This is a genomic window from Paenibacillus sp. NPDC058071 (assembly GCF_042885235.1).
Classification (GTDB): Bacteria; Bacillota; Bacilli; order Paenibacillales; family Paenibacillaceae; genus Pristimantibacillus.
Window position 1 is genome coordinate 247110 of record NZ_JBHVSK010000004.1, and the last position, 20858, is coordinate 267967.

19 protein-coding genes are annotated in these 20858 nt (G+C 52.9%); 14 read left to right on the forward strand and 5 right to left on the reverse strand.

Going from position 1 to position 20858, the window contains the following annotated elements; translation table 11 throughout:
- The first annotated feature begins 44 nt into the window (after positions 1 to 44).
- The 9 genes from ACFVTB_RS08790 to ACFVTB_RS08830 all read left to right on the forward strand — a co-directional run bounded on the left by ACFVTB_RS08790 (position 45) and on the right by ACFVTB_RS08830 (position 11393).
- Positions 45 to 1781 carry a cache domain-containing sensor histidine kinase gene (locus ACFVTB_RS08790; RefSeq protein ID WP_387747527.1) on the forward strand — a complete coding sequence of 579 codons (1737 nt, stop codon included), beginning with the start codon at positions 45 to 47 and terminating at the stop codon, positions 1779 to 1781.
- Positions 1778 to 2686, forward strand: a complete 909-nt coding sequence (locus tag ACFVTB_RS08795) for a response regulator transcription factor (RefSeq protein WP_387747529.1) — start codon at positions 1778 to 1780, stop codon at positions 2684 to 2686. The genes ACFVTB_RS08790 and ACFVTB_RS08795 overlap by 4 nt, the downstream gene beginning before the upstream one ends.
- Before the next feature lie 118 nt (positions 2687 to 2804).
- Positions 2805 to 3983: an acyl-CoA dehydrogenase family protein gene (locus tag ACFVTB_RS08800; RefSeq protein ID WP_387747531.1), complete on the forward strand. Its 1179-nt coding sequence runs from the start codon at positions 2805 to 2807 to the stop codon at positions 3981 to 3983.
- Positions 3984 to 4109: 126 nt separating this feature from the next.
- Positions 4110 to 5441 carry an ABC transporter substrate-binding protein gene (locus ACFVTB_RS08805; RefSeq protein ID WP_387747534.1) on the forward strand — a complete coding sequence of 444 codons (1332 nt, stop codon included), beginning with the start codon at positions 4110 to 4112 and terminating at the stop codon, positions 5439 to 5441.
- A 33-nt stretch (positions 5442 to 5474) separates the two neighbouring features.
- Positions 5475 to 6749, forward strand: coding sequence for an ABC transporter substrate-binding protein (locus tag ACFVTB_RS08810; RefSeq protein ID WP_387747536.1), 1275 nt, complete (start codon positions 5475 to 5477; stop codon positions 6747 to 6749).
- 95 nt (positions 6750 to 6844) lie between these two features.
- On the forward strand, positions 6845 to 7729 hold the full coding sequence (locus tag ACFVTB_RS08815) for a carbohydrate ABC transporter permease (protein WP_387747538.1): 885 nt from the start codon (positions 6845 to 6847) through the stop codon (positions 7727 to 7729).
- Positions 7729 to 8580: a carbohydrate ABC transporter permease gene (locus tag ACFVTB_RS08820; protein WP_387747540.1), complete on the forward strand. Its 852-nt coding sequence runs from the start codon at positions 7729 to 7731 to the stop codon at positions 8578 to 8580. Before ACFVTB_RS08815 ends, ACFVTB_RS08820 begins: the two co-directional genes overlap by 1 nt.
- Positions 8581 to 8610: 30 nt before the next feature.
- Complete coding sequence (locus ACFVTB_RS08825) at positions 8611 to 10140, forward strand: M20/M25/M40 family metallo-hydrolase (RefSeq protein WP_387747542.1); 1530 nt, start codon at positions 8611 to 8613, stop codon at positions 10138 to 10140.
- A 797-nt stretch (positions 10141 to 10937) separates the two neighbouring features.
- Entirely contained in the window at positions 10938 to 11393 is a 456-nt protein-coding gene (locus ACFVTB_RS08830) for an acetyltransferase (protein WP_387747544.1), read from the forward strand.
- Between the two features lie 110 nt (positions 11394 to 11503).
- Here the strand turns inward: ACFVTB_RS08830 and ACFVTB_RS08835 are convergent, their stop codons facing one another.
- Complete coding sequence (locus ACFVTB_RS08835) at positions 11504 to 13042, reverse strand: MDR family MFS transporter (RefSeq protein WP_387747546.1); 1539 nt, start codon at positions 13040 to 13042, stop codon at positions 11504 to 11506.
- Positions 13043 to 13099: 57 nt separating this feature from the next.
- On the opposite strand from ACFVTB_RS08835, the gene ACFVTB_RS08840 reads away from it, so the two are divergent.
- Positions 13100 to 13633 (forward strand): GNAT family N-acetyltransferase, encoded by a 534-nt coding sequence (locus ACFVTB_RS08840; RefSeq protein ID WP_387747548.1) that lies wholly within the window; start codon positions 13100 to 13102, stop codon positions 13631 to 13633.
- Between the two features lie 131 nt (positions 13634 to 13764).
- Here the strand turns inward: ACFVTB_RS08840 and ACFVTB_RS08845 are convergent, their stop codons facing one another.
- The gene (locus ACFVTB_RS08845) at positions 13765 to 14406 is read right to left on the reverse strand and encodes a TetR/AcrR family transcriptional regulator (protein WP_387747550.1); all 642 of its coding nucleotides are present in this window, start codon (positions 14404 to 14406) and stop codon (positions 13765 to 13767) included.
- A 220-nt stretch (positions 14407 to 14626) separates the two neighbouring features.
- On the opposite strand from ACFVTB_RS08845, the gene ACFVTB_RS08850 reads away from it, so the two are divergent.
- Complete coding sequence (locus ACFVTB_RS08850) at positions 14627 to 15379, forward strand: SDR family NAD(P)-dependent oxidoreductase (RefSeq protein WP_387747552.1); 753 nt, start codon at positions 14627 to 14629, stop codon at positions 15377 to 15379.
- Between the two features lie 182 nt (positions 15380 to 15561).
- On the opposite strand, the gene ACFVTB_RS08855 is transcribed toward ACFVTB_RS08850, so the two are convergent.
- The 3 genes from ACFVTB_RS08855 to ACFVTB_RS08865 form a co-directional block, all read right to left on the reverse strand.
- Positions 15562 to 15741 carry a DUF2524 domain-containing protein gene (locus ACFVTB_RS08855; RefSeq protein ID WP_387747554.1) on the reverse strand — a complete coding sequence of 60 codons (180 nt, stop codon included), beginning with the start codon at positions 15739 to 15741 and terminating at the stop codon, positions 15562 to 15564.
- Positions 15742 to 15947: 206 nt separating this feature from the next.
- The gene (locus ACFVTB_RS08860) at positions 15948 to 16796 is read right to left on the reverse strand and encodes an aldo/keto reductase (protein ID WP_387747556.1); all 849 of its coding nucleotides are present in this window, start codon (positions 16794 to 16796) and stop codon (positions 15948 to 15950) included.
- A gap of 21 nt (positions 16797 to 16817) precedes the next feature.
- Complete coding sequence (locus ACFVTB_RS08865) at positions 16818 to 18002, reverse strand: MFS transporter (protein WP_387747558.1); 1185 nt, start codon at positions 18000 to 18002, stop codon at positions 16818 to 16820.
- Between the two features lie 264 nt (positions 18003 to 18266).
- Here ACFVTB_RS08865 and ACFVTB_RS08870 point away from each other — a divergent pair, with 264 nt between their 5' ends.
- The 3 genes from ACFVTB_RS08870 to ACFVTB_RS08880 all read left to right on the forward strand — a co-directional run bounded on the left by ACFVTB_RS08870 (position 18267) and on the right by ACFVTB_RS08880 (position 20845).
- Positions 18267 to 18644, forward strand: coding sequence for a winged helix-turn-helix transcriptional regulator (locus ACFVTB_RS08870; RefSeq protein ID WP_387747560.1), 378 nt, complete (start codon positions 18267 to 18269; stop codon positions 18642 to 18644).
- A gap of 132 nt (positions 18645 to 18776) precedes the next feature.
- A complete protein-coding gene (gene rlmN / locus ACFVTB_RS08875) occupies positions 18777 to 19850 on the forward strand; it encodes a dual-specificity RNA methyltransferase RlmN (protein WP_387747919.1) in 1074 nt (357 codons plus the stop codon).
- 167 nt (positions 19851 to 20017) lie between these two features.
- Positions 20018 to 20845 (forward strand): sugar phosphate isomerase/epimerase family protein, encoded by an 828-nt coding sequence (locus ACFVTB_RS08880; protein WP_387747562.1) that lies wholly within the window; start codon positions 20018 to 20020, stop codon positions 20843 to 20845.
- Positions 20846 to 20858: the final 13 nt, after the last annotated feature.

Sequence of the window (20858 nt, forward strand, 5' to 3'; positions counted from 1 at the left end):
TTTTGTCCAACCATCAATGGAAGTCTCGGGCGGGTAGGTGAGCGATGAATCTGAAGCTGAAGCATAAGCTGGTGCTGTTCGTCATTATTGGGGCGGTTGTCGTCAGCTTCGTCGGCTTGCTGTACGTGCAGCGCATGCAGACGCTTTATGAACGGCTGGTGTACGAGGAAGCAAGCGACAAGCTCTATTTGTATTCGGAGCGGATGGAAGAGAAGCTGAATGAGATCGACAAGTTCACGCTCACCGTCGTCAGCGATCCCGACATTCAAGAGAGCTTGAAGCAGATTAAGTACGCCAAGGGAACGCTCGAAAATTTGACTGCCGTCAGCTCGCTGAAGCAGAAGCTGCTCGCGTATCCATTCCACGACTACTCGATCAAATCGATCGTTATCGTCGATGCCAAGGGCAACGAATATTTGGCGGGCTCGCTCGCCGATGCGCCGGTGCCGGCGCACGACCAAGAGATGCTTGCGCTCGCCGCAGACAAAGAGGGAGCAAGCCTGTGGGTCGGGGGCAAGGAGCCGATGACGTTCTTGTCGCTCCGGCAAATCCGGGCTGTTCAAAATATGGACCTGCAGCCGCTCGGCACGCTCATTATCCGGGTGGAAGCCGGACAAGTCGTCAAGCGCAGCGAGAAGAACAATAGAAGCCCTCGTTACGATACATCGCTTATTATTCAAGACGGCGACAAGCCGGTCTATTCCGATACAGGGGAGTCGCTGGCGGTTGAGCTGCCGGACGAGCTATCCTCCAATGCGGAATCCGAACGCCGGTTCAGTATGGTTCATATGAAGAATCATAAATATTTAGCCGCTTATTTCAAACTTGATTATACAGGCTGGACGTTCATTCATCTCGTCCCTTACGAATCGCTGTTCGAGACGGCGCAACTGATGCGGCGCATTCTGCTTGTGCTGTACGGCTGTATTTTTGCGCTGCTCATCTGGTCGGGATTTATTTTTTCGCAAAACATTACGCGATCACTGGAAGAGCTGGCTAGGCGAATGAGTAAGGTAGAGAAAGGGGATTTCGTTTCCCCACGGCCGGAGACGGCCCAGACGATGGACGAGATCGGCTTGCTCAACCTTAATTTTACGAAAATGACGAACCGGCTCGAGCGTCTGATTAAAGACAACTATATAAAGCAAATTCATTTGAAGGAATCGCAATACGAAGCGTTAAAAGCAAAGCTGAATCCGCATTTTCTGTACAACACGCTCGATTCGATCAACTGGCTGGCCCGCCGCAACGGGCAGACGTCGATCTCGCAGATGGTGAAGGCGCTCGGCGACATGCTGCGGAATACGATCGGACGAAAGGAAATCGTGACGCTGCAGGACGAAATCGATCATTTGAACAACTATTTCTTTATACAAAAGTTTCGGTTCGAGGAACGACTGCGTTATCGGATCGATATCGCCCCTGAACTGTACGGCCTTCGATTGCCTAGTATGATTCTTCAGCCAATTGTCGAGAACTGCTTGAAGTATGGAGTGGACGAAGAAACGGGGCAATGCGATATTGCAATTAGTGGAGAGCGGTTTGGTGACCGTCTTGATTTGTGGATTACCGATTCCGGTCCGGGCATGGATACGAGCTATTTGACGTCCGACCGGGAGGCGACGGGGGGTGGCTTCGGTCTCCGGAGCATTCACGAACGCATTCATTTACTGTACGGCGAGCATTACGGCATAAGCCTTCATCCGGCCATGGAGCACGGCACGACGGTACGGGTGTCGCTGCCGGTCATGACGGAAAGCGAAAGCGAGGTAGCGGGATGAGCAACTATAAAGTATTGGTGGCGGACGACGAACGGATGATCCGCGAAGGGATCGCAGAGATGATCAGCTGGGGAGAACTCGGCCTGACGCTTACGGGAACGGCGCCCGACGGCGCCGCTGCCTTCCGGGATATTGTACAGCAGCAGCCCGACATCGTCATAACCGACATTAAAATGCCGAAGCTGAACGGCTTGGAGCTGATTCAACAAGCGCAGAAGGAATGCCCGGATATCGCATTCATCGTTCTGTCCGGTTACGGCGAATTTGAGCTGGCGGCGCAGGCGATGCGGTTCGGCGTGAAGCATTATTTGTTAAAGCCGAGCAACGAGGAAGAGATTATCCAAGTGCTGCAAGAGGTAACCGCCGAGCTTGACGCGACGCGCATGAAGGAGCGCCAAATCGAAGGGATGAGGCGGCAGCTGGAACAGCGCGAGCGGCAGGGGGCTGGCGAACCTATGACTGTATCCGCGTCCGCATCTGCATTCGCATCCCCGTCCGCGCTTGCCGTGACTGACGATTCGGCGACAGCCGAGAACGAGCCTGCTCGCGCCGACAGCCGGGCGCAGGTCGTCGTTTCCAAGATCAAGCAGCTGACGGCGGAGCATTTGGAGAATCGCCAGCTATCGCTGCAATGGATGGCCCAGCATCATCTGTTTCTTAATTCGGAGTACTTAGGTAAGCTTTTCCGGCAGGAGACGGGCGAGAAATTTACCCGCTATTTGACGGCGATGCGTATGGAGAAGGCGAAAGAGCTGATGGCGGCGCATTCGCAGCTTAAAATCTACGAAATTGCGGAAAGATGCGGCTTCGAGCAGGACCCGCAATATTTTACGAACGTATTCAAGAAGGAAGTTGGCGTTTCACCGGTTGAATACCGCAAGCGGCTGAGCCGGGGGAAAGCATAATAGCGGGTTTTTACAAGAAAGAGTTCGGTTTTTTACCTATTCTCGCAGGCTCTTTACGTTTAATATAAATAGAAACCAGAGTAATTTCATCAGAAATATAGGAAAGGCGGTAGGGATAATGACTCGATGGCCAGATCCATTCATCCGCAACGAACGCGAGGCTGCAATCGCAGACAGAGCCGATCGGCTTGCCTCGTTGTTCGCTGAGAGAGCAGCCAAGCATGATCTGGAGGGATCGTTTCCTTTCGAAAACTTCGAGGACCTGAGAGAGGCCGGGTATTTGAAGCTGACCGTGCCGGAATTGTACGGAGGAGAAGAGGCGTCGGCTTACGAGCTCGTTCTGTCGCAGGAACGGCTGGCTAGAGGCGACGGCTCTACGGCGCTCGCTGTCGGCTGGCATGTTCATATGCTGATGCAGCTTCGACTGGCCCGGCATTGGCCCGAACCGCTGTTTGCCAAGCTTTGCAAGGATATAGTCGAAGAAGGGGCGCTGATCAACGAGTTTGCCAGCGAGCCAGCGACGGGCAGTCCGACCCGCGGAGGCAGACCCGAGACGACGGCGATTAGAACTGAAGGCGGCTGGCGGCTAACCGGACGCAAGACATTCAGCACGCTAAGCCCGATTGTGAAGCAGTTTGTTGTATCGGCCGGTATCGAGGGCAGCGAGAAGGTCGGTTCCTTCCTCGTGCGAACCGGACCGGGCGTACAGGTCGAGGAGACCTGGAACACGATGGGGATGCGGGCGACGGGCAGCCATGACGTTGTTTTGAATGACGTCTTTGTGCCCGACGAAGAGACGATCAGAGGACTGGAGCAGCCGGCAGCAGGAGTGCCTGCCGTACCAACGGAGGCGACGATGCTGCATATCCCGGCCTGCTACATTGGCATTGCTTACGCGGCGCGAGATTTTGCCCTTGCCTTTGCGCGCAAGCATAAGCCGAACTCGCTGACAGTGCCGATTGCCGAGCTGCCTAACGTCAAACGGCAGCTTGGATTGATCGAAACTGATTTGATCGCGGCTCGAAGCTTTCTCTACCAAATTGCGGACCGTTGGGATAAGGAACCCGAGCAGCGCGCGGCGCTGCGGCCGGAGCTGGGGCTCGCGAAGTATATTGCGACAAACTCGGCGCTGCGCATTGTAGATCAAGCGATGCGAATCGTCGGGGGACTGAGCCTGTCAAGAAATCATCCGCTCGAGAGGATGTATCGCGACGTGCGCGCCGGCTTGCACAATCCGCCAATGGACGATGTTGTTCTGACGAATTTGGCTAATCGGGCCATCGGCGAGGCCGAGTAGAGACGCAATGAATCGGCTCGAAGAGCGGATTTCTCATTAGAGCGACAAGAAAGCGAGAAGCGCGGCAGGGGGCTGCGACGCCCTTAAAGGGAGCCCACCGCGCATCGAACCGAAGGATGCATGGCTATGGGGAACTGGAGAACAATCGGAATCGGTTTATTGCTGGTGTCGGCGATCGTGCTGACGATATGCATGAGCGAGATAGGCACGGGAGCGGCGGGCAGCCGCGACCGCATGTCTTCTTCAAACGCGCCCGAAATTCCGGAGCCAATCACGCTTCGGATGGCCTATTGGGCCAACTCCCAGTTGACTGTAGAGAAGAATGAGGCCGTTATTCGGCTGTTCGAGAAAACGTATCCGAATATTCGCGTGAAGGCCGAGTATTTTTGGGGCGACGCCTACAACGGCAGCATGGCCGTCATGGCGGCGACCAGCAGCCTGCCGGATATTATCAGGATTGATTACGCCAGTATCTCGGAATACATCGAGAAGGATTTGCTGCTGCCTCTGAATCGTTACATTGATGACAAAACAATCGATTTGGGCGGGGAGATCAATCAAGCGCCGCATGAAGGAGCTTCGGCAAACGGATCGATTTATGGCGTGAACATAGGCAATAATGCGCTCGTCATGTTCTATAATCCGAAGCTGCTGGAGGAAGCGGGAGTCGAGGAGCCAGGGGCGGATTACACTTGGGAGCAATATGAGCGCGATCTTCGCGCGATCAAGCGGGAAACCGGCGTACATGGCGATACGGTGCTGACGTTCAAGCATTTTCAAGTCTGGCTGAGGCAGCACGGCAAGTCGCTGTATAACGCGGAGCAAACAGGTCTTGGCTACGACGATGACGAGCTGTTCGTCTCCTTTTTCCGGCAGCAGTTGAAGTGGCGGGAAGAAGGGCTGATCAGCTCGGCCGCTTTGGAGCAAAATCCGCGAGGATTGGACGACGGAGCGTTTCCGAAAGGCCTGACGGCGTTTGGCGCACAGACGTACTGGAGCAATCAGATCGACATTATGGAGCGGCAGCTTGGCTTCCCGGTCGGACTCGCGATGTATCCGGGCTCGGGCGAACGGGGCATGTATATTAAGCCTTCCTTCTATCAAGGGATTGCTAAAAATTCGAAGCATCCCGACGAAGCTGCGCTCTTCATCAACTTCTTCACCAATAACATTGAGGCGGCGAAAACGTTAAACGGGTACTTCGGCTTGCCGTACAACCCGAAAGTAATCGCCAGCATTAAAAATTCGCTCTCGCCGACGCAGCGAAAAGTACTGGATTATTTGGACCTTGTCGAGCAGAGAGGCAGTCCGATCGATCCGCCGGAGACGGCGGCCGGAGCGGAGCTGGTGAAGCTGTATAACGAGCTGCAGCGGGAGATTTTATACGAACGGATTACGCCGGAGGCGGGCGCGGAGAAATTCCGGTCCGAGGCGACAGACAAACTGTCCGGCGGCTAGGCACAACTACTATGTAAAAGGGGTTCGGATGAAATGAAAAAAACGTTTAAAGCGTCGCTTACGATTTTGCTGCTGATGACCTTTATCTTTGTTGCGGCATGCGGAAAATCGGGCGATAACGGAAATGCCGGCGAAGGTAAGAAGGGCGACGGGGTCGTCAAAATCGAGTTTTTCCAACAGCAAGGCGAGGAAGCGATTCAGAGCGCTTATAAAGCCATTATCGATGATTTCTCGAAAGAATATCCAAACATCAAAATCGAAATGAACACGGTGCCGGATTCGGTGAAGGTACTGACGGCCCGTATTGCATCCGACGATATTCCGCCGCTGTTCACGGACTGGCCGACGCAGCTGCAGTTCAAAGAAAAAGTGAAAAACGGTTATATCGAGAAACTGAGCGGTCAGCCGTTCCTGGATAAAGTAAACAAATCGTACTTGGCGATGACGCCTGCGGAAGACGGCGAATACTACTCGCTGCCTTACGCCCGCAACTACATGGCCGTTTATTACAACATTGATTTGTTCGAGCAAAACGGCGTCTCCATTCCGACGACGTATGCCGAGTTTATCGAAGCGTGCAAAACGTTCCAAGCCAAAGGCATTTTGCCGCTGTACCTGCCTCTGAAAGACGTAGGCCACATTTTCCAATCGACAAACATCGCGTATGTACCAGGCGGTGTAGAAGAAATGAAAAAGGTAGTCGACGGCGAGGGCAAAGTGGAAGGCAATCAAGCGTTCCTGGCATTTGCTAACAAGCTGAACGAGCTGACGACTTATGCGAACCAAGATGCATTCGGCGCAAGCACGGCGATGATGCAGGAGGCTTTCGCGAACGGTCAAGCAGCGATGGTTATTTCCGGCTCTTACGGCCGCGGCAACATCAAGCTGGCTAACCCGGATCTGAAATTCGGCGCATTCCCGCTGCCGAACGATACGCAAGAAACGACGCATGCATTGAGCGGCGTTAACGCAGCGCTGTCGGTATCGGCGAAAGCGAAGCCGGAAGAAAAAGAAGCAGCAATCGCGTTCATCAGCTACCTGGCGCGTCCAGAAGTAGCGCAAAAATGGTCCGATCTGTCGGGCGAGCCTTCCATCATCGAAGGTACGAAATACGAGGATGCGAACTTGCAGCCGCTACTCGATTTCATCGATAAAGGCCAAGTTCATGACTGGATGGCGTCGACGCTTCCTGGCAACGTTGTAACCGAGCTGTACAGCACAACGCAAGCGTTTTTGCTGGAGAAGCAAAGCCCAGAGCAGTATTTGAAAAATATCGACGCAACGATTAAATTGAACGCCGGCAAATAATCGGCGCAAAGGCTAGGGGAGGATAATTTGAATCCTATTCGAATTCGAATTATGCTCCCCTTCTTGCTCTTGATTCGAAAGAAACGAGGTGCGGCATGAACAAAAAGATGGCTTTCTCCTTCGACCGTTTCACCTATTTTTTGTTTTCGCTGCCGGCGGTGATTTTGTATACCGTCTTTTTCGCGTATGCCGTCATCGTAGGTATCCAATACAGCTTTACGGACTGGAACGGCATTAGTAAAACTTACAATTATATCGGCTTTGACAACTACGCAAGTCTGTTCCGCAATCCGAATTTCTGGCAGTCGCTAGAGGTAACGGGCAAATACGCGATTATGCTTGTCGTCGGCGTCATGGTGCTGTCGCTTGCTCTGGCGGTCAGTCTCAATTCGCTGAAACGTTTCAAAACGTTTACGAAATCGGTTTATTTCTTGCCGGGAATGATTAGCGCCGTTACGATCTCGCTCATCTGGGACCAAATGTTTTATCGGATCGTGCCGCAAATCGGCAAAGCGCTTGATATCGCTATGTTCATGCAAAGCCCGCTGGGGAACCCAAAGTATGCGCTTGTTGCGATCGTGCTCGTCAACATCTGGCAGGCGGTGGCGCTGCCGACGCTAATTTTTATCGCGGGGCTGCAGTCGGTGCCGGACGAGCTGTACGAATCGGCGCGGATTGACGGAGCTTCGACGTTTAAGCGATTCCGCTTTATTACGATGCCGTTTCTCGTGCCTACGATTACCGTCAACATGGTGCTGGCGATCAAGGCTGGTGTCACTTCCTTCGATTATGCGTATACGCTGACCGGAGGCGGTCCGATCAAAGCGAGCAATCTGATTGGGATCATGATCTACAACGACGCGTTCCAAAATATGAAGTTTGCGATGGCGAACGCCGAATCGGTTATTTTGTTCATTATTATCGCGATATTGTCGTTCGTACAAATATGGGTGTCGCGGAGAGGCGGGGTGAACGGCTGATGAGCTTCAAGTTAAGCATCAATAGAGAAGGTCTGGGCTGGCGGATCATCCGCAACGTCATTCTTGCGCTTGGCTTCATCCTGATTCTTGGTCCGTTGTATCTCGTTCTGATCAATACGTTCAAAACGCTGCCGGAAGCGGGGAAAAGCTTTTTCGCCCTGCCGCAAAGCTTAAACTTCGACAACTACGCGCAGCTGTTTGCGAAAAGCGATTACTGGGGCTTTGTCTGGAATACGACCTACATTACTGTTTTTTCGATTTTGCTTGTCGTGCTGATTAATCCATCCGTTTCTTATGCAATTGCGAGAAATCCGCACAAGACGTACTACAAAACGATTTACGCCTACATTTTGCTCGGCTTGTTCGTGCCTTTTCAGGTCATCATGCTCCCGTTGACGAAAATTATGACGAGTATGAGCCTATTGAACCCGTTCGGCCTCATTATTTTGTACGGGGCGCTCAGCTTGACGAAGGGCGTTTTCCTGCTGGTCAATTACATCAAGCAAATGCCTATGGAAATCGAGGAAGCAGCTCGCATCGACGGCTGCGGTACGTTTCAAATTTATCATTCGATCATCCTGCGGCTGATCGCTCCGATGCTCGTGACGCTTATTATTATGGACGCGCTCTGGTTCTGGAACGATTTCATGCTGCCGCTCCTGCTGCTTAATAAGGCGAAGGAGTTTTGGACGCTGCCGCTGTTCCAATATAATTTCAAAACGGAGTATTCGTTTAACTACACAATGGCCTTCACTTCGTATTTGATGGCAATGCTGCCGATTATCGCGGTTTACGCGCTCGGGCAGAAGCATATTATCGCCGGTCTGACGGAAGGTGCGGTAAAAGGCTAATCTTTTTTGCGAAAAAGGGGACGTAGCGCGATGTGGGAGGAAAAAATCGATCGTTGGATCGCCGATCATAAGGAGGAACTGCTTGCCGATATTGGCGAGCTGGTCGCCATTCCGAGCGTGTCGCAGCCCGGGCCGGAGCCGAAGGTTTACGGGGAAGCCAGCGCAGCCGCGCTTGAGGCGATGCTGGCGCTTGGCGAGAAGTACGGCTTTGCCGTCTCCAATGCAGAGTATCGCTGCGGCGTTATCGAAGGCGAACGAATGAACGGCGGCAGAACCGTTGGTATTTGGGGCCATGTCGACGTCGTGCCTGCGGGCAATCATTGGACGTATCCGCCGTTTCAAGCGACGCTCAAGGGCGATTTTCTGATCGGCCGCGGCGTGCAGGACAATAAGGGGCCGGCGGTTGCGGTGCTGTATGCGATGCGCTGTATTCGGGAGCTGGGCATTCCGCTCCGCTATACGCTGAAGCAAATCGTCGGGAGTTCAGAAGAAGCAGGCATGGACGACGCGACGTATTTCGTCGAGCACGGCGACGTGCCCGATTTCAATATTGTCGCCGATAGCGGCTTTCCCGTCTGCTACGGCGAGAAAGGAATTATTGAAGCGGAGCTGCGGACCGCCGGATGGAGTGGCGGCAGCGGCGCGGTGCTTGGCTTCCGCGCGGGCAGCGCTTCGAATATCGTGCCAGGCGACGCCGAGCTGACGCTTCGGCTCGATGCCCGGCGGGCGGCTAAGCTGGCCGAGGCGGCGCTGCCTGCCGGGGTGTCGGTTGAGGTGGAGTCGCCTAATGGCGGGCTAGTCAAGCTGCTGGACAGAGAGAGTCTTTCCGACGGCCTGACAGTAGGGCATAAGAGAGTCGAAGGCGCTGAAGCTGGGGGATATGACGGCGCGATTGTCCGGCTGACGGCAGTAGGAAAATCCGGCCATGCCGGATTCCCGGAAGGCTCTGTCAACGCTATAGGCTTGCTGCTGGATGCCGTGTTGGATGCAGGGCTGTTGGATGGCGATGGCGAGGATGAGCGGCTGCTCCGTTTCATTTGCGGCGTATGCTCCTCGAACGATGGCTCCGCCCTAGGCATCGCGTGCCGGGACGAGCTGTCCGGACCGCTCACCTGCGTCGGCGCTGTCGGCAGCTTGCAGGACGGTGAGCTGTGCCTCGAAGTCAATATCCGCTACCCGATTACAGCGGACCCGGATGAGATACTGCGGGGAGCTGGCGAAGCCGCATCGGAAGGCGGCTTCGCGTTAGCGCACGTGCATGTCAACAAAGCCAATCGCGGCGACAAGGACGCGCCTGAGGTGCGACTGCTGACCGACACGTATAACCGCGTCACGGGCGGGCAAGCCGAGCCGTTCGTCATGGGCGGCGGCACATATGCCCGCAAAATCCCGAACGCAGTCGCCTTCGGCCCGGGCATGCCCGCCGACCTTGCGCCGCTTGGGCTGCCGCCCGGCCATGGCGGCGTGCACGCCCCTGACGAAGCGCAGTCGGTGCCGAACCTGCTGACCGCGTTGAAAATATATGTTCTCTCGTTCATTGCTTTGAACGAGACGGCATAAGTGGATATGCAGGTATTGTCGCTCTAGGCGTCAGCAAATAGATTGTTAAAGGAAACCCGGTCATTTAACAATGGCGTTGGGTTTTTTTTGTTTATATGTGCAATAGCGAGGACAAGAGTTGGAGTGATTCAGGGAATAACTGCTAAACCGAAACCAGCGCATGACTTTAAGTGAGGAGAAGTGCTGCGGGTCAGAGAATTCTTCCAATCGCCATTAAAGCCTGATTAAAAGCGACCACTGTCGTTTCTCCAGAATTCCGCTGATCCTCCGCTCTCTCTCCTTTTCCATCAATCTCTGATTTTAATTTTGACCCGGAATAACTGCTAAAAAGCCGTTATTTCTCTCTTTTCAAGCGAATGCAAATAAATAAATGCCAAATTGCATTTATTCAAAGGGTAATTAATGAAAATGGCGTCGCGAGGACAAAAATAACGGCCTAAAAGCATTTATTTTTGTCTGAATAGCTATGATGGGCAGAAATAACTGCAAAAAGGCAGTTATTGGTCAAGGTACACAGCAAGCAGTGGCTCCAAACAAGCAATTGTACGTAATATTCTACGATGCCGATAAGAGACCGATCGGCTACTACGTCCATACGATATTGTTCGATGAGGATCATATTGGCAACGGCGCGGTACTCTTTCCTATTTATCCTTAATCGAGCTACATCCGAAGGCTCCAATCAAGCAAATTCGCTTGAGTTGGGCCTTCTTATTTCACACTCTTCCCCTGTTTTTGAATCGTAAGATCGAACATGCTAGAATAGATGAAATTCTGTAGTGAAGAGGAGAACATACATGTCAACACATCGCATTATGCCTTACAGTCCAGCCGAGCATGACAGGCTGGTTGAGATATGGGAGAAGGCCGTCCGCGCGACGCATCATTTTTTGAGTGAAGAGGACATTGTTTTTTACCGTCAAATCGTACGAGACGAAGCGCTTCGGGCGGTTGAAGTTTGGGTTGAATGGAATGAGCAAGGGCTGCCGGTCGGATTTATCGGGCTTGCCGATACGAAGATCGAGATGCTGTTCGTTGATCCGCTTTACCGAGGCATGGGCATCGGGAGCAGGCTTATCCGTCATGCTGAGCAATTGAAAGGAAATGGGCTTCAGGTTGACGTCAACGAGCAGAATGAAGAAGCCGCCATCTTTTATAAGCGATACGGCTTCGTGCAGATTGGCCGCTCTGAGCTGGACGAATCCGGCAAGCCTTTTCCGATCCTTCATTTGGAGCTGCGTCGAGGGGAATAGGTCGGCCTAGGCGAGTCAGTTCATGAGCAACCTACTTGCGTACGACAGCCGTCAACGTACTGCTTCTAGACGCTTGTCGTCAGTATGTTTATTCGTTACAGTCTTGCGCGTTAATGCCCATAAACATCCGCTTCCGCTTTCGGATCGTGCTTCGCGCGCCCCATTGCGAATGCGGCGGCGAGGGCGAGTACGGCAGGAAGCAGCCCCCAAAGGAAAATTTCAGTGATGGACGCAGATACGCCGTTTTGCAGTAACTCGAGCACTCCGCCTGGAATGGCAGATCGCGCTGTCGGCTCCATGAGGGCATGCGGGTCGGTCAGGTTTAAGCCCGGGGGAATGGCGGCGACCGCGTCACCGTTAGCTTGAAAAATCGCCGATAGTTTGCGATTCATCAATTGGTTTTGCAAAATGCCAAACAGCGTAATGCCGAGCATCATGCCGAAGGCTCGCAAAAAATTAATCGTTGCCGTTGCGGCTCCTCGATTGGCTGGACTGACGCTGTGTATGGCGGCGTTGGCGAGCACGGAGAATGAGGCGCCGATGCCGATGCCTACGAAAATCATATAGAAGGTGACAAGCGGCGGAGGCGAATTGGGCGAGATGGTCGCCAGCAACCCGAGGCCAAGCACAAGTAGGGCCAGCGTTGTAACGAGAATGGATCGGTAGGATGTCCGGTCCATTACGAAGCCGCCAATCGCCGCTGAAGCGACAGTGCCGATCATCATTGGCAGCAGCATAAAGCCAGAGTAAGTAGCCGAGCCGCCGAGCACTCCTTGGATGTAGATGGGCAAATAGACGGTGGCAGCGATAAAAGCGGCGCCGCTAAGCAGCGCGATCAGGGCGCTGCTTGCATAGATGCGGTCCCGGAACATGCTGAATGAAACGATGGGCTCCAAGGCTCGCCGTTCCGCCAGCACAAATAGCCCGCCAAGCGCGGCGAATCCGGCAAGCAGGCCCAAGATAATAGGAGAGTTCCAGGCGAATAGCTTGCCGCCTAGTTCGAGCGCGAAGACAAGGCACACAACCGAACCGACCAGCGTTGCTGTTCCTTGCCAATCGATGGGCTGTTTGGAGCGGTTGATTGATTCTTTATAGTTGCGATTAGTTAAAAAAAGCGCGGCGATGCCAAGCGGCAGGTTGACGAAAAAAATCCATCGCCAGCTGAACGTATCGGTCAAAAAAGCGCCCAGCAGCGGACCGAACAAGCTGGAGATACCGTAGGTCGCCCCGAACAAGGCCAGCAGCTTGCCTCGATTCTCCGGCGGAACGGCATCCAGCAAGATCGTGAATGCAATAGGTACGAGCGCTCCTGCTCCAATGCCTTGTACAGCGCGATACAGACTAAGCTGGACGATGGACTGAGCGGTTCCGCACAAAGCGGATCCAACGAGAAAAAAGATCATTCCGATTGTAAAAAGACGCTTGCGGCCATACATATCGGACAGCTTGCCAAAGATCGGCATGCCGGCCATTTCCGTTACAATGTAAGCGGAAGTGACCCAGACAAAATGGTCTAGCCCTCCCAATTTGCCGACAATGGTGCCCATCGCGGTAGCGACGATCGTATTGTCCATGGAGGACATGAGGATGGCTAGGAGCAGACCGGCGGTAATCCATCCGGTTTTTGTCCCGGCTATTGGTGAGGTCATAGGTTCAATCCCCCTTGAGGTAAAGAAATCGATTATAACGGCCGGAGGTTATCAACAATGTTGAAGCTTCGCAACATAGAATATGCGGATATCCCGGAGATTGTCGCCTTAACGCGCGAGGTGGCGACTAGAATGCCGGAGCCTTCGCATTTCGTTAGCACTGATGAAGAGTGCCTTGTTAACTACTTGCATGACGAAGTCGGCGTGATAACGGGCGCATGCGATGAACAAGGGCGAATAGCCGCCTACACCATTCTGACGTTTCCCGGACGAAGCGAGGACAACTTGGGAAGGGAACTCGGTATATCCGAGGATGAGCTTCCCCTCGTTGCGTCGCTAGATACGACAATTGTGCACGAGGATGCCCGCGGCCAAGGACTTCAGCTCCAATTCCACCGCCATCGCGAACAAATCGCCCGCAGCAGGGGTATGCGTTATTTGTATGCGACGGTTCATCCGGACAATGCCTACAGCATTCGCAATTTGGAAGCGGCGGGACTGACAAGAAGATTTACTCGTTTCATGTACGGCGGCCTTCCCCGCCATTGTTACGCAAAAGAGCTGCATCCGGCCGACCAAGCCGAGCGGTAAAACAAACAGCCTTCCGGCCGCCATTTCAAGACGGGGCCAGAAGGCTGTTTGTTTTCTAACCATGGGGGGATTAACTTAGAGAATTCGAGTAATAAGTCCATTTTAATCGTGCAAATCGGCTTCCGCCATCACTATGCTTTCACGTACCCGAGTAAAATGTCCTTCAGCACCCGAAGCTGTTTTTCAAACTCCAGATCGGACTCCAACAGCAAGATATTGCTTTGAATCACGAGGCTTTTGGAAAATAAGCCGAATGTATTCATAATCGTCGTCAGCGTTTCCCTCACTTGCAGATCGGAACGGATGGAACCGTCCTCCATGCCTTGTTGAATAATCCGGGAATACTGGGCCGAGATTTGGCGATGCAGCGCGTTGTAAGCCTGAATATCCTCGAGAGGCTCGGAGGAGTGGGAGGCGTAATTTTCGAAGTCGACCATCAGCTTAATATCGAGCGCATTGTTGTCGTGGATAAAAGCTTCAAACAATCGATCCAGCTTCTCGAAACAGGTGGCCTCCAACTCGGCAATTTCTTCAAAACGGCTAAGCATCGGTTCAAGCCGTTTGGTGGCGGCGGCGACGATCAGCTTTTCTTTCCTAGGAAAATAACGAAACAGCGTGGCGATACCGATATTTGCCGCGTTTGCGATGTCTTGCATAGTTGTCTTTTCTATCCCTTTAACGGTAAACACGGTCTCGGCCGTCTCTAAAATATGCCGTGTACGGTTTTGTTTGCTCGTTTGGCGTTCTTTTTTGTACCTCGTTTGAGGGTCCATGAAGCAGTCCCTTCCTTTCTAATCGGCATGCGTTCATGAGTCTGTCGAAAAGGCTGTGGCAAGCAGCGGCCGAATATAAAGTATTATATCCAGCTGTCAAATTTTACACAAGAAAAAGACGGAATTGAGCTGCCGACAAAGTGGTGATATAATATGAATCATAATGATAGTATATCTATCATTTTCTGTTCTTTTACTCTAACTAAGGAGATGTTGCAAGATGGCTCGACTTACGAATAAAGTAGCGATTATTACGGGTGCAGGCAGCGGCATGGGAAGAGAAGAAGCGCTTTTGTTTGCCAAAGAAGGAGCAAAGGTCGTTGCAACAGATATAAATGAAGCGGCTGTACAAGAGGTTGTGAAACAAATTGAAGCGGCTGGCGGCGAGGCCAAAGCATTCGCTCATAATGTCGCCTCTGAAGAAGCTTGGGCGAAGGTAGTCAAAGCGACTATCGAGTCGTATGGCAAAGTTGACGTTCTGGTCAACAATGCGGGTATTTCGCTGGCCGTGGGTTTATTGGATACTTCGGTCGAACAGTGGGATCGGGTGATGAGCATCAACGTGACGAGCACTTTCCTTGGCATGAAGCATGTCATTCCGAACATGCAGGAAAACAAAGGCGGCGCGATTATTAATATTTCCTCGATTGCAGGCTTGACGGGCGGCAGCGGCGCAGGCGCTTATACGGCCTCGAAAGGCGCGGTTCGCATGCTGACGAAAGCGGCGGCGGTTGATTTCGGCAAGGACAACATTCGAGTCAACTCGGTGCATCCAGGCTTTATTAAAACGGCGATGACGACTGATTTGATGGCGAACGAGCAAATGGTGCAATGGTTCCTGTCGCAAACGGCGCTGCCTCGCGTAGCGGAAGCGTCCGAAGTGGCTTCAGCCGTGCTCTTCCTGGCTTCCGACGATGCATCTTATGTAACGGGCATCGAGCTTCCTGTTGACGGCGGCGTTACAGCCAAATAAGCTTTGCCTCTGACGAGTTGAAGTTGCGGTTGGACAAGTTATCCAGGTTGCGGGCGGCCGCTGCTCGAACAATCCGAGCATTCAGATTTCAGATAGCTGATGGTACAAATGCCAGTTGATTTGAGGCATGCAATCATAAAGCAGCAGCCCGGTTCGTCTTAAGCGGACCGGGCTGCTGTTTTTTAATGAAAGTCACATTTATTGCGGATAAACTGAATTTGATTTTCCAGCCGGTTAATCTCCTGCTGAGACTCCTCGTCTTCTCTGCCGCTGCCGCGCAGGGCGGCTAGCTCCTGCTTCAGCTGATGCAGGTCGTCGCCTGCCTGAGCGCAGTTATAATTGCTTTCCAGATTGTCGACCATGTTCGTTTGATCCCCTCCGATTTCATAAAATCACACTTCGCTTCTATTATGGAGGTTCTGCCGCCAATTATTCGCCCGACAGCCTTGCCGGAGCACGACCGACAAAAACCAGAGAACAGTTTGAGCGAGAAAAAAGGCCCCCGTCCGCATACAAAAATGTACGCGTGCAAGGGCCGGGGTTTGATGCAATCCCTTCAGGCTATTCCTTAAAAATCAAAGTTGTCGGGGTCTGGACCTACGCGAGTATCGCGGTTCAGCGCATCGATTTGGGCCATATCATCCGCTGACAGCTCGAAATCGAAGATCGAAGCATTCTCGATTATGCGGTGTTCTTTTGTCGATTTTGGAATGGTCACGATGCCATGCTGCAAATCCCAGCGGATAATGACTTGAGCGATCGATTTGCCGTGATGTTCGGCAATGCTTTTCAACACAGGCTCATCGAGCAGACGGCCCTGCATCAGAGGAGACCACGCTTCGATTTGAATGCCGCGGGCTTTGCCGAAGTCGCGCAGCGTTTGCTGGCTCAAGTAAGGATGCAGCTCGATTTGGTTGACGGCAGGCACAACCTTCGCGTCCTGCAGCAGGTCTTCGAGATGATGCTTCTGGAAGTTGCTGACGCCGATCGCTTTCACTCTACCTTTACGGTACAGCTCTTCGAGCGCTCTCCACGCTTCTTTGTATTTGCCGGCTACAGGCCAATGGATCAAATAAAGGTCGAGATAGTCAAGGCCTAGCTTAGCAAGCGTTACGTCAAAAGCGGCGAGCGTCTCTTCATAGCCGAGGTCGGCGTTCCATACTTTGGAGGTCACGAACAGGTCTTCACGCGGCAGATTCAATTCTTTCAAGCTTTCTGCAATGCCTTGGCCGACACCGGCTTCGTTGGCATAGACCGCTGCCGTATCGATGCTGCGGTAACCGTGGCGAATGGCTGACTTAACAGCTTCAACGAGCTCCGAGCCTTCTTCGACTTGGAATACGCCGAGGCCAAGCCAAGGCATTGTAACGCCGTTGTTCAGTTTCGTTCTTGCTTGCAAATGGTTTGGGGTAGTCATTATAAATTCCTCCAATGTCGTTTAGGATAAGAATGATTTCTCCAGCGTTTTGATTCTGCCGGTAAGCAGGACGGCCGCAAGCACCATGACAGCTCCGACCCATGTGGTGTGAATTAATCCCAGATGATCGGTGACGATACCGCCCAAATAAGCGCCGATAGCAATGCCTCCGTTAAAGGCGGCAATATTGAACGCAGAAGCGACGCTGACGGCCTGCGGTACGCTTCGTTCGGCAAGCGTCACGACGTACACTTGCAGCCCGGGCACGTTCATGAAGGCGAACAGCCCCATTAGCAAAATGGTCAATAAACCGGCTGTTTTGTAAGGAGCCGTGAAGTATAAAACGAGCAGGACAACCGCCTGCACGGCAAACATGTAGAACAAGGCGTTTACCGGCTTGCGGTCGGCAGCCTTGCCGCCGATAACGTTGCCGATCGCAATGGCGATGCCATAGCCGAGCAAGATGAGAGCGGTCGTCTCCGGACGGAAGCCGGTCACTTGCTCAAGCAGCGGCGACAAGTAAGTGAACACAACGAAGGTGCCCCCGTAACCGAGCGCTGTGACGGCAAAGGCCATCAGCAGACGACCGTTGCTCAGAAGCTTGATCTGATCGGACATACGCGCAGAAGCATCCTTGCGCAGCCCCGAAGGAATAAGCAGCCAGTTGGCAATCAAGGCGATAATGCCGATCACCGTAATCGCGATGAAAGCGGCTCGCCATCCCAACTGCTGGCCGAGATACGTGCCAAGAGGCACGCCGGTAACGGTAGCGATCGTCAGGCCGGAGAACATAACGGCAATGGCGCTCGCTTTGCGGTTTTCCGGTACCAATTGCGAAGCGATCGTCGACCCGATAGACATAAACAAGCCGTGAGACAAGGAAGATATCACTCTCGCCGTCAGAAGCACGGCGATGCTGCTTGAAAACGCAGCGAGCGCATTGCCGCCGATAAAGACGATCATGACGGCAATTAAAAGTGTTTTGCGTGATACGCGCGAGGTTAGCGCGGTAAGGATCGGTGCGCCCAGCATAACGCCGACTGCGTACAGCGTTACGGTCAAGCCTGCTGTTGTGACGGATATATGCAAGTCATCGGCAATGAGCGGAAGCAGGCCCACGCTGATAAACTCAGTCGTTCCGATGGCAAAGGCGCTGACTGCCAAAGCGAGCAGCGCGATCATGCTTTGTTTCCGTTCAGATGACATATCGTTCCACCCCTATTTTTCTTTTATCAACCGGCCGGTAGATGTTATTATGATTTATGAGGAATGAAATGAACAGTACGTACTTTGGAGTGCTCTAGGTACTTTGAAGTATTATAGATACTTTTTGGTGCCTGTACCGACGGCTCGGTTTTGGTAAGTGCCAGGCGCAAGGAATCACGATTTTTCAAGAAGATAAAAGCAGTAAGAAAGCAAAGCGGATACCCAATGCGACGCAGCCCGCCTAGCACAGAGGAGGTTAATAAGATGACGGTGGAAACGCCAGCCAAGAAGAAATACAATATTTCAGTGGAAGCGACGCTTGAGGTCATCGGAGGCAAATGGAAATCGGTTATTTTGTGCCACCTGACACACGGGAAGAAAAGAACAAGCGATCTGAAACGGGTAATGCCGGCCATTACGCAAAAAATGCTGACGCAGCAGCTGCGCGAGCTGGAATGCGACGACATTGTTAACCGCATCGTCTACAATCAGGTTCCCCCCAAGGTCGAATACGAACTGACAGAGTACGGCTGGACGTTAAAACCGATTCTCGACCTGCTCTGCAACTGGGGAGAAACCCACATTGTGAAGGAATACGGCGATAAGTACGCGATGCTGGAAGATAACGGGCTGAACGACTAACGGCGGCAGGTGCCCGCTCTTCTTGTATTCGCGGCCTATTTTTGATATAAAACTATATAACTGCTTTCGCTGAAAATAGCGGCTTTGGGCCGCTCGCGGAAGCTCTTTCGGAAAGAGGATAACAATAAAATGATGAACAAGCCTTCTATATATGGACTTACATTGGGGCAGCTGACCGCTTGGCTGGAAGAACGCGGACACCGGAAATTCCGGGCGACCCAAGTATGGGACTATCTTTACCGGAAGCGGGTAGTCCAATTCACGGAGATGACCGAGGTCAACCCCGCTTGTACCGAGCTTCTAGCAGAGCATTTTACGATGAAGACGATGGAAGAGCACGTGAAGCAGCAGTCGTCTGACGGCACAGTCAAGTTTCTGTTCAAGCTGTACGACGGTAACTTGATCGAGACGGTCATGATGCGCCATAAGTTCGGTCTATCGGTATGCGTAACGACGCAAGTCGGCTGCAACATCGGCTGCAGCTTCTGCGCAAGCGGTCTGCTGAAGAAAAGCCGCGATTTGTCGGCAGGAGAAATTGTCGAGCAGATTATGAAAGCGCAGCTGCACCTGGACGCAGCGGGCAACGGGGACAAAGTAAGCCATATCGTTGTCATGGGTATTGGCGAGCCTTTCGACAATATGACCCATTTGGTTAACTTCCTGAATGTCGTCAAGGACCATAAAGGTTTGGCGATCGGGGCAAGGCATATTACCGTTTCCACAAGCGGACTTGCGGATAAAATCTACGAGTTTACCGATTTGAAGCTTCAAGTAAACTTGGCGATTTCACTTCATGCGCCGAACAACGAGCTGCGGACGAAAATTATGGTTATCAACAAGGCGTATCCGCTTGAAAAGCTGATGCCGGCTATCGATTATTACTTATCGAAGACGAAACGGCGCATTACGCTTGAATATATCTTGCTGAAAGGCGTCAACGATCAGCGCGAGCATGCATTGGAGCTCGTTCAATTGATCGGCGACGGAGAGCGCAAAGGCTTGGTCAACGTCAATCTCATTCCGTATAATCCGGTTGATGAGCACAGTCAATACCAGCGGACCGAGAAGGAAGACGTCAAAGCTTTCTACGACGTGATGAAAAAGAACGGGATCAGCGTCAGCGTCCGCCTTGAGCACGGCGCCGACATCGATGCGGCATGCGGACAGCTGCGAAGCAAACAAATGAAGAAATCGGCTGCTGTATAAGGGTGGCCATAGGCAAGGCGGGGAGGCATCCCCGTCTTTTTTGTTGCGCCCGCATTAGTAATGACAAGATACAATGGAAACCGGGCAAAATCGGGTAAAGGGATAGGGAGGCCGGTGAAGAAAGGAGAAAAGAGACTTTTATTTCAATCAAACGGGAGTGAATTCGAATGTCTTATTTCTCGATGAATACATGGAGCATCCACCGCCATCTTGGTCCTTTGCGATGGACAGTCTGGAACGAAGAGGAGAAGCGCCACGATACGCATGTGGATCCGCAGCCGGAGACCACAACGCTGCTGGAACTGCCGGCCGTATTGGCTGAAAAAGGCTTTGGGGCGGTTGACGTGTGCCATTTTCATATTCCTCGCACCGATGCCGAATATTTGGTTGAGCTGCGCGAAGCTTTTCGCTCTTCCGGCGTAGCGTTTCATACGCTGCTGCTCGATTATGGGGACATATCGTCCAGCGACGAATTACGGCGTGCGTCCGATATGGCGCTGGCGAAGGAGTGGATCGGCATCGCGGCGCAGGCGGGAGCTGGTCACATCCGCATCATTGCGGGACAAGCTCAGCCGGATTCGGCCGAGGCGCTGGAGCGGGCGTACGAAAGCTTGGCCGAACTGGCCGCTTGGGCGGAGAAGCATGGCGTGCGCATTGTAACGGAAAACTTCAGACCGCTGGCTTCCACCTCCGCTAATTGCTTGGCGATCAAGTCGCGCCTCGGCGATGCGATCGGACTGATCGGCGACTTCGGCAATTTCGTCAAAGAGGTCCGGCGCGAAGAGCTCGCCGCCATTCTGCCGTTCTGCGGCTCCGTTCATGCGAAACCGGAGTTCGACGTTGAGGGTCGCCCAATCGAAGCTGAATTCCGCGATTTGCTGCAGCTTCTGCCGGATAGCGGTTACGACGGTCCGATTACGCTGATCTACGACGGTCCCGGCGATATGTGGGAAGGCGTGGAGCGTGTTCGGGCGATCGCGAAAGATTACGTCTAGGGAGAATGTTAAA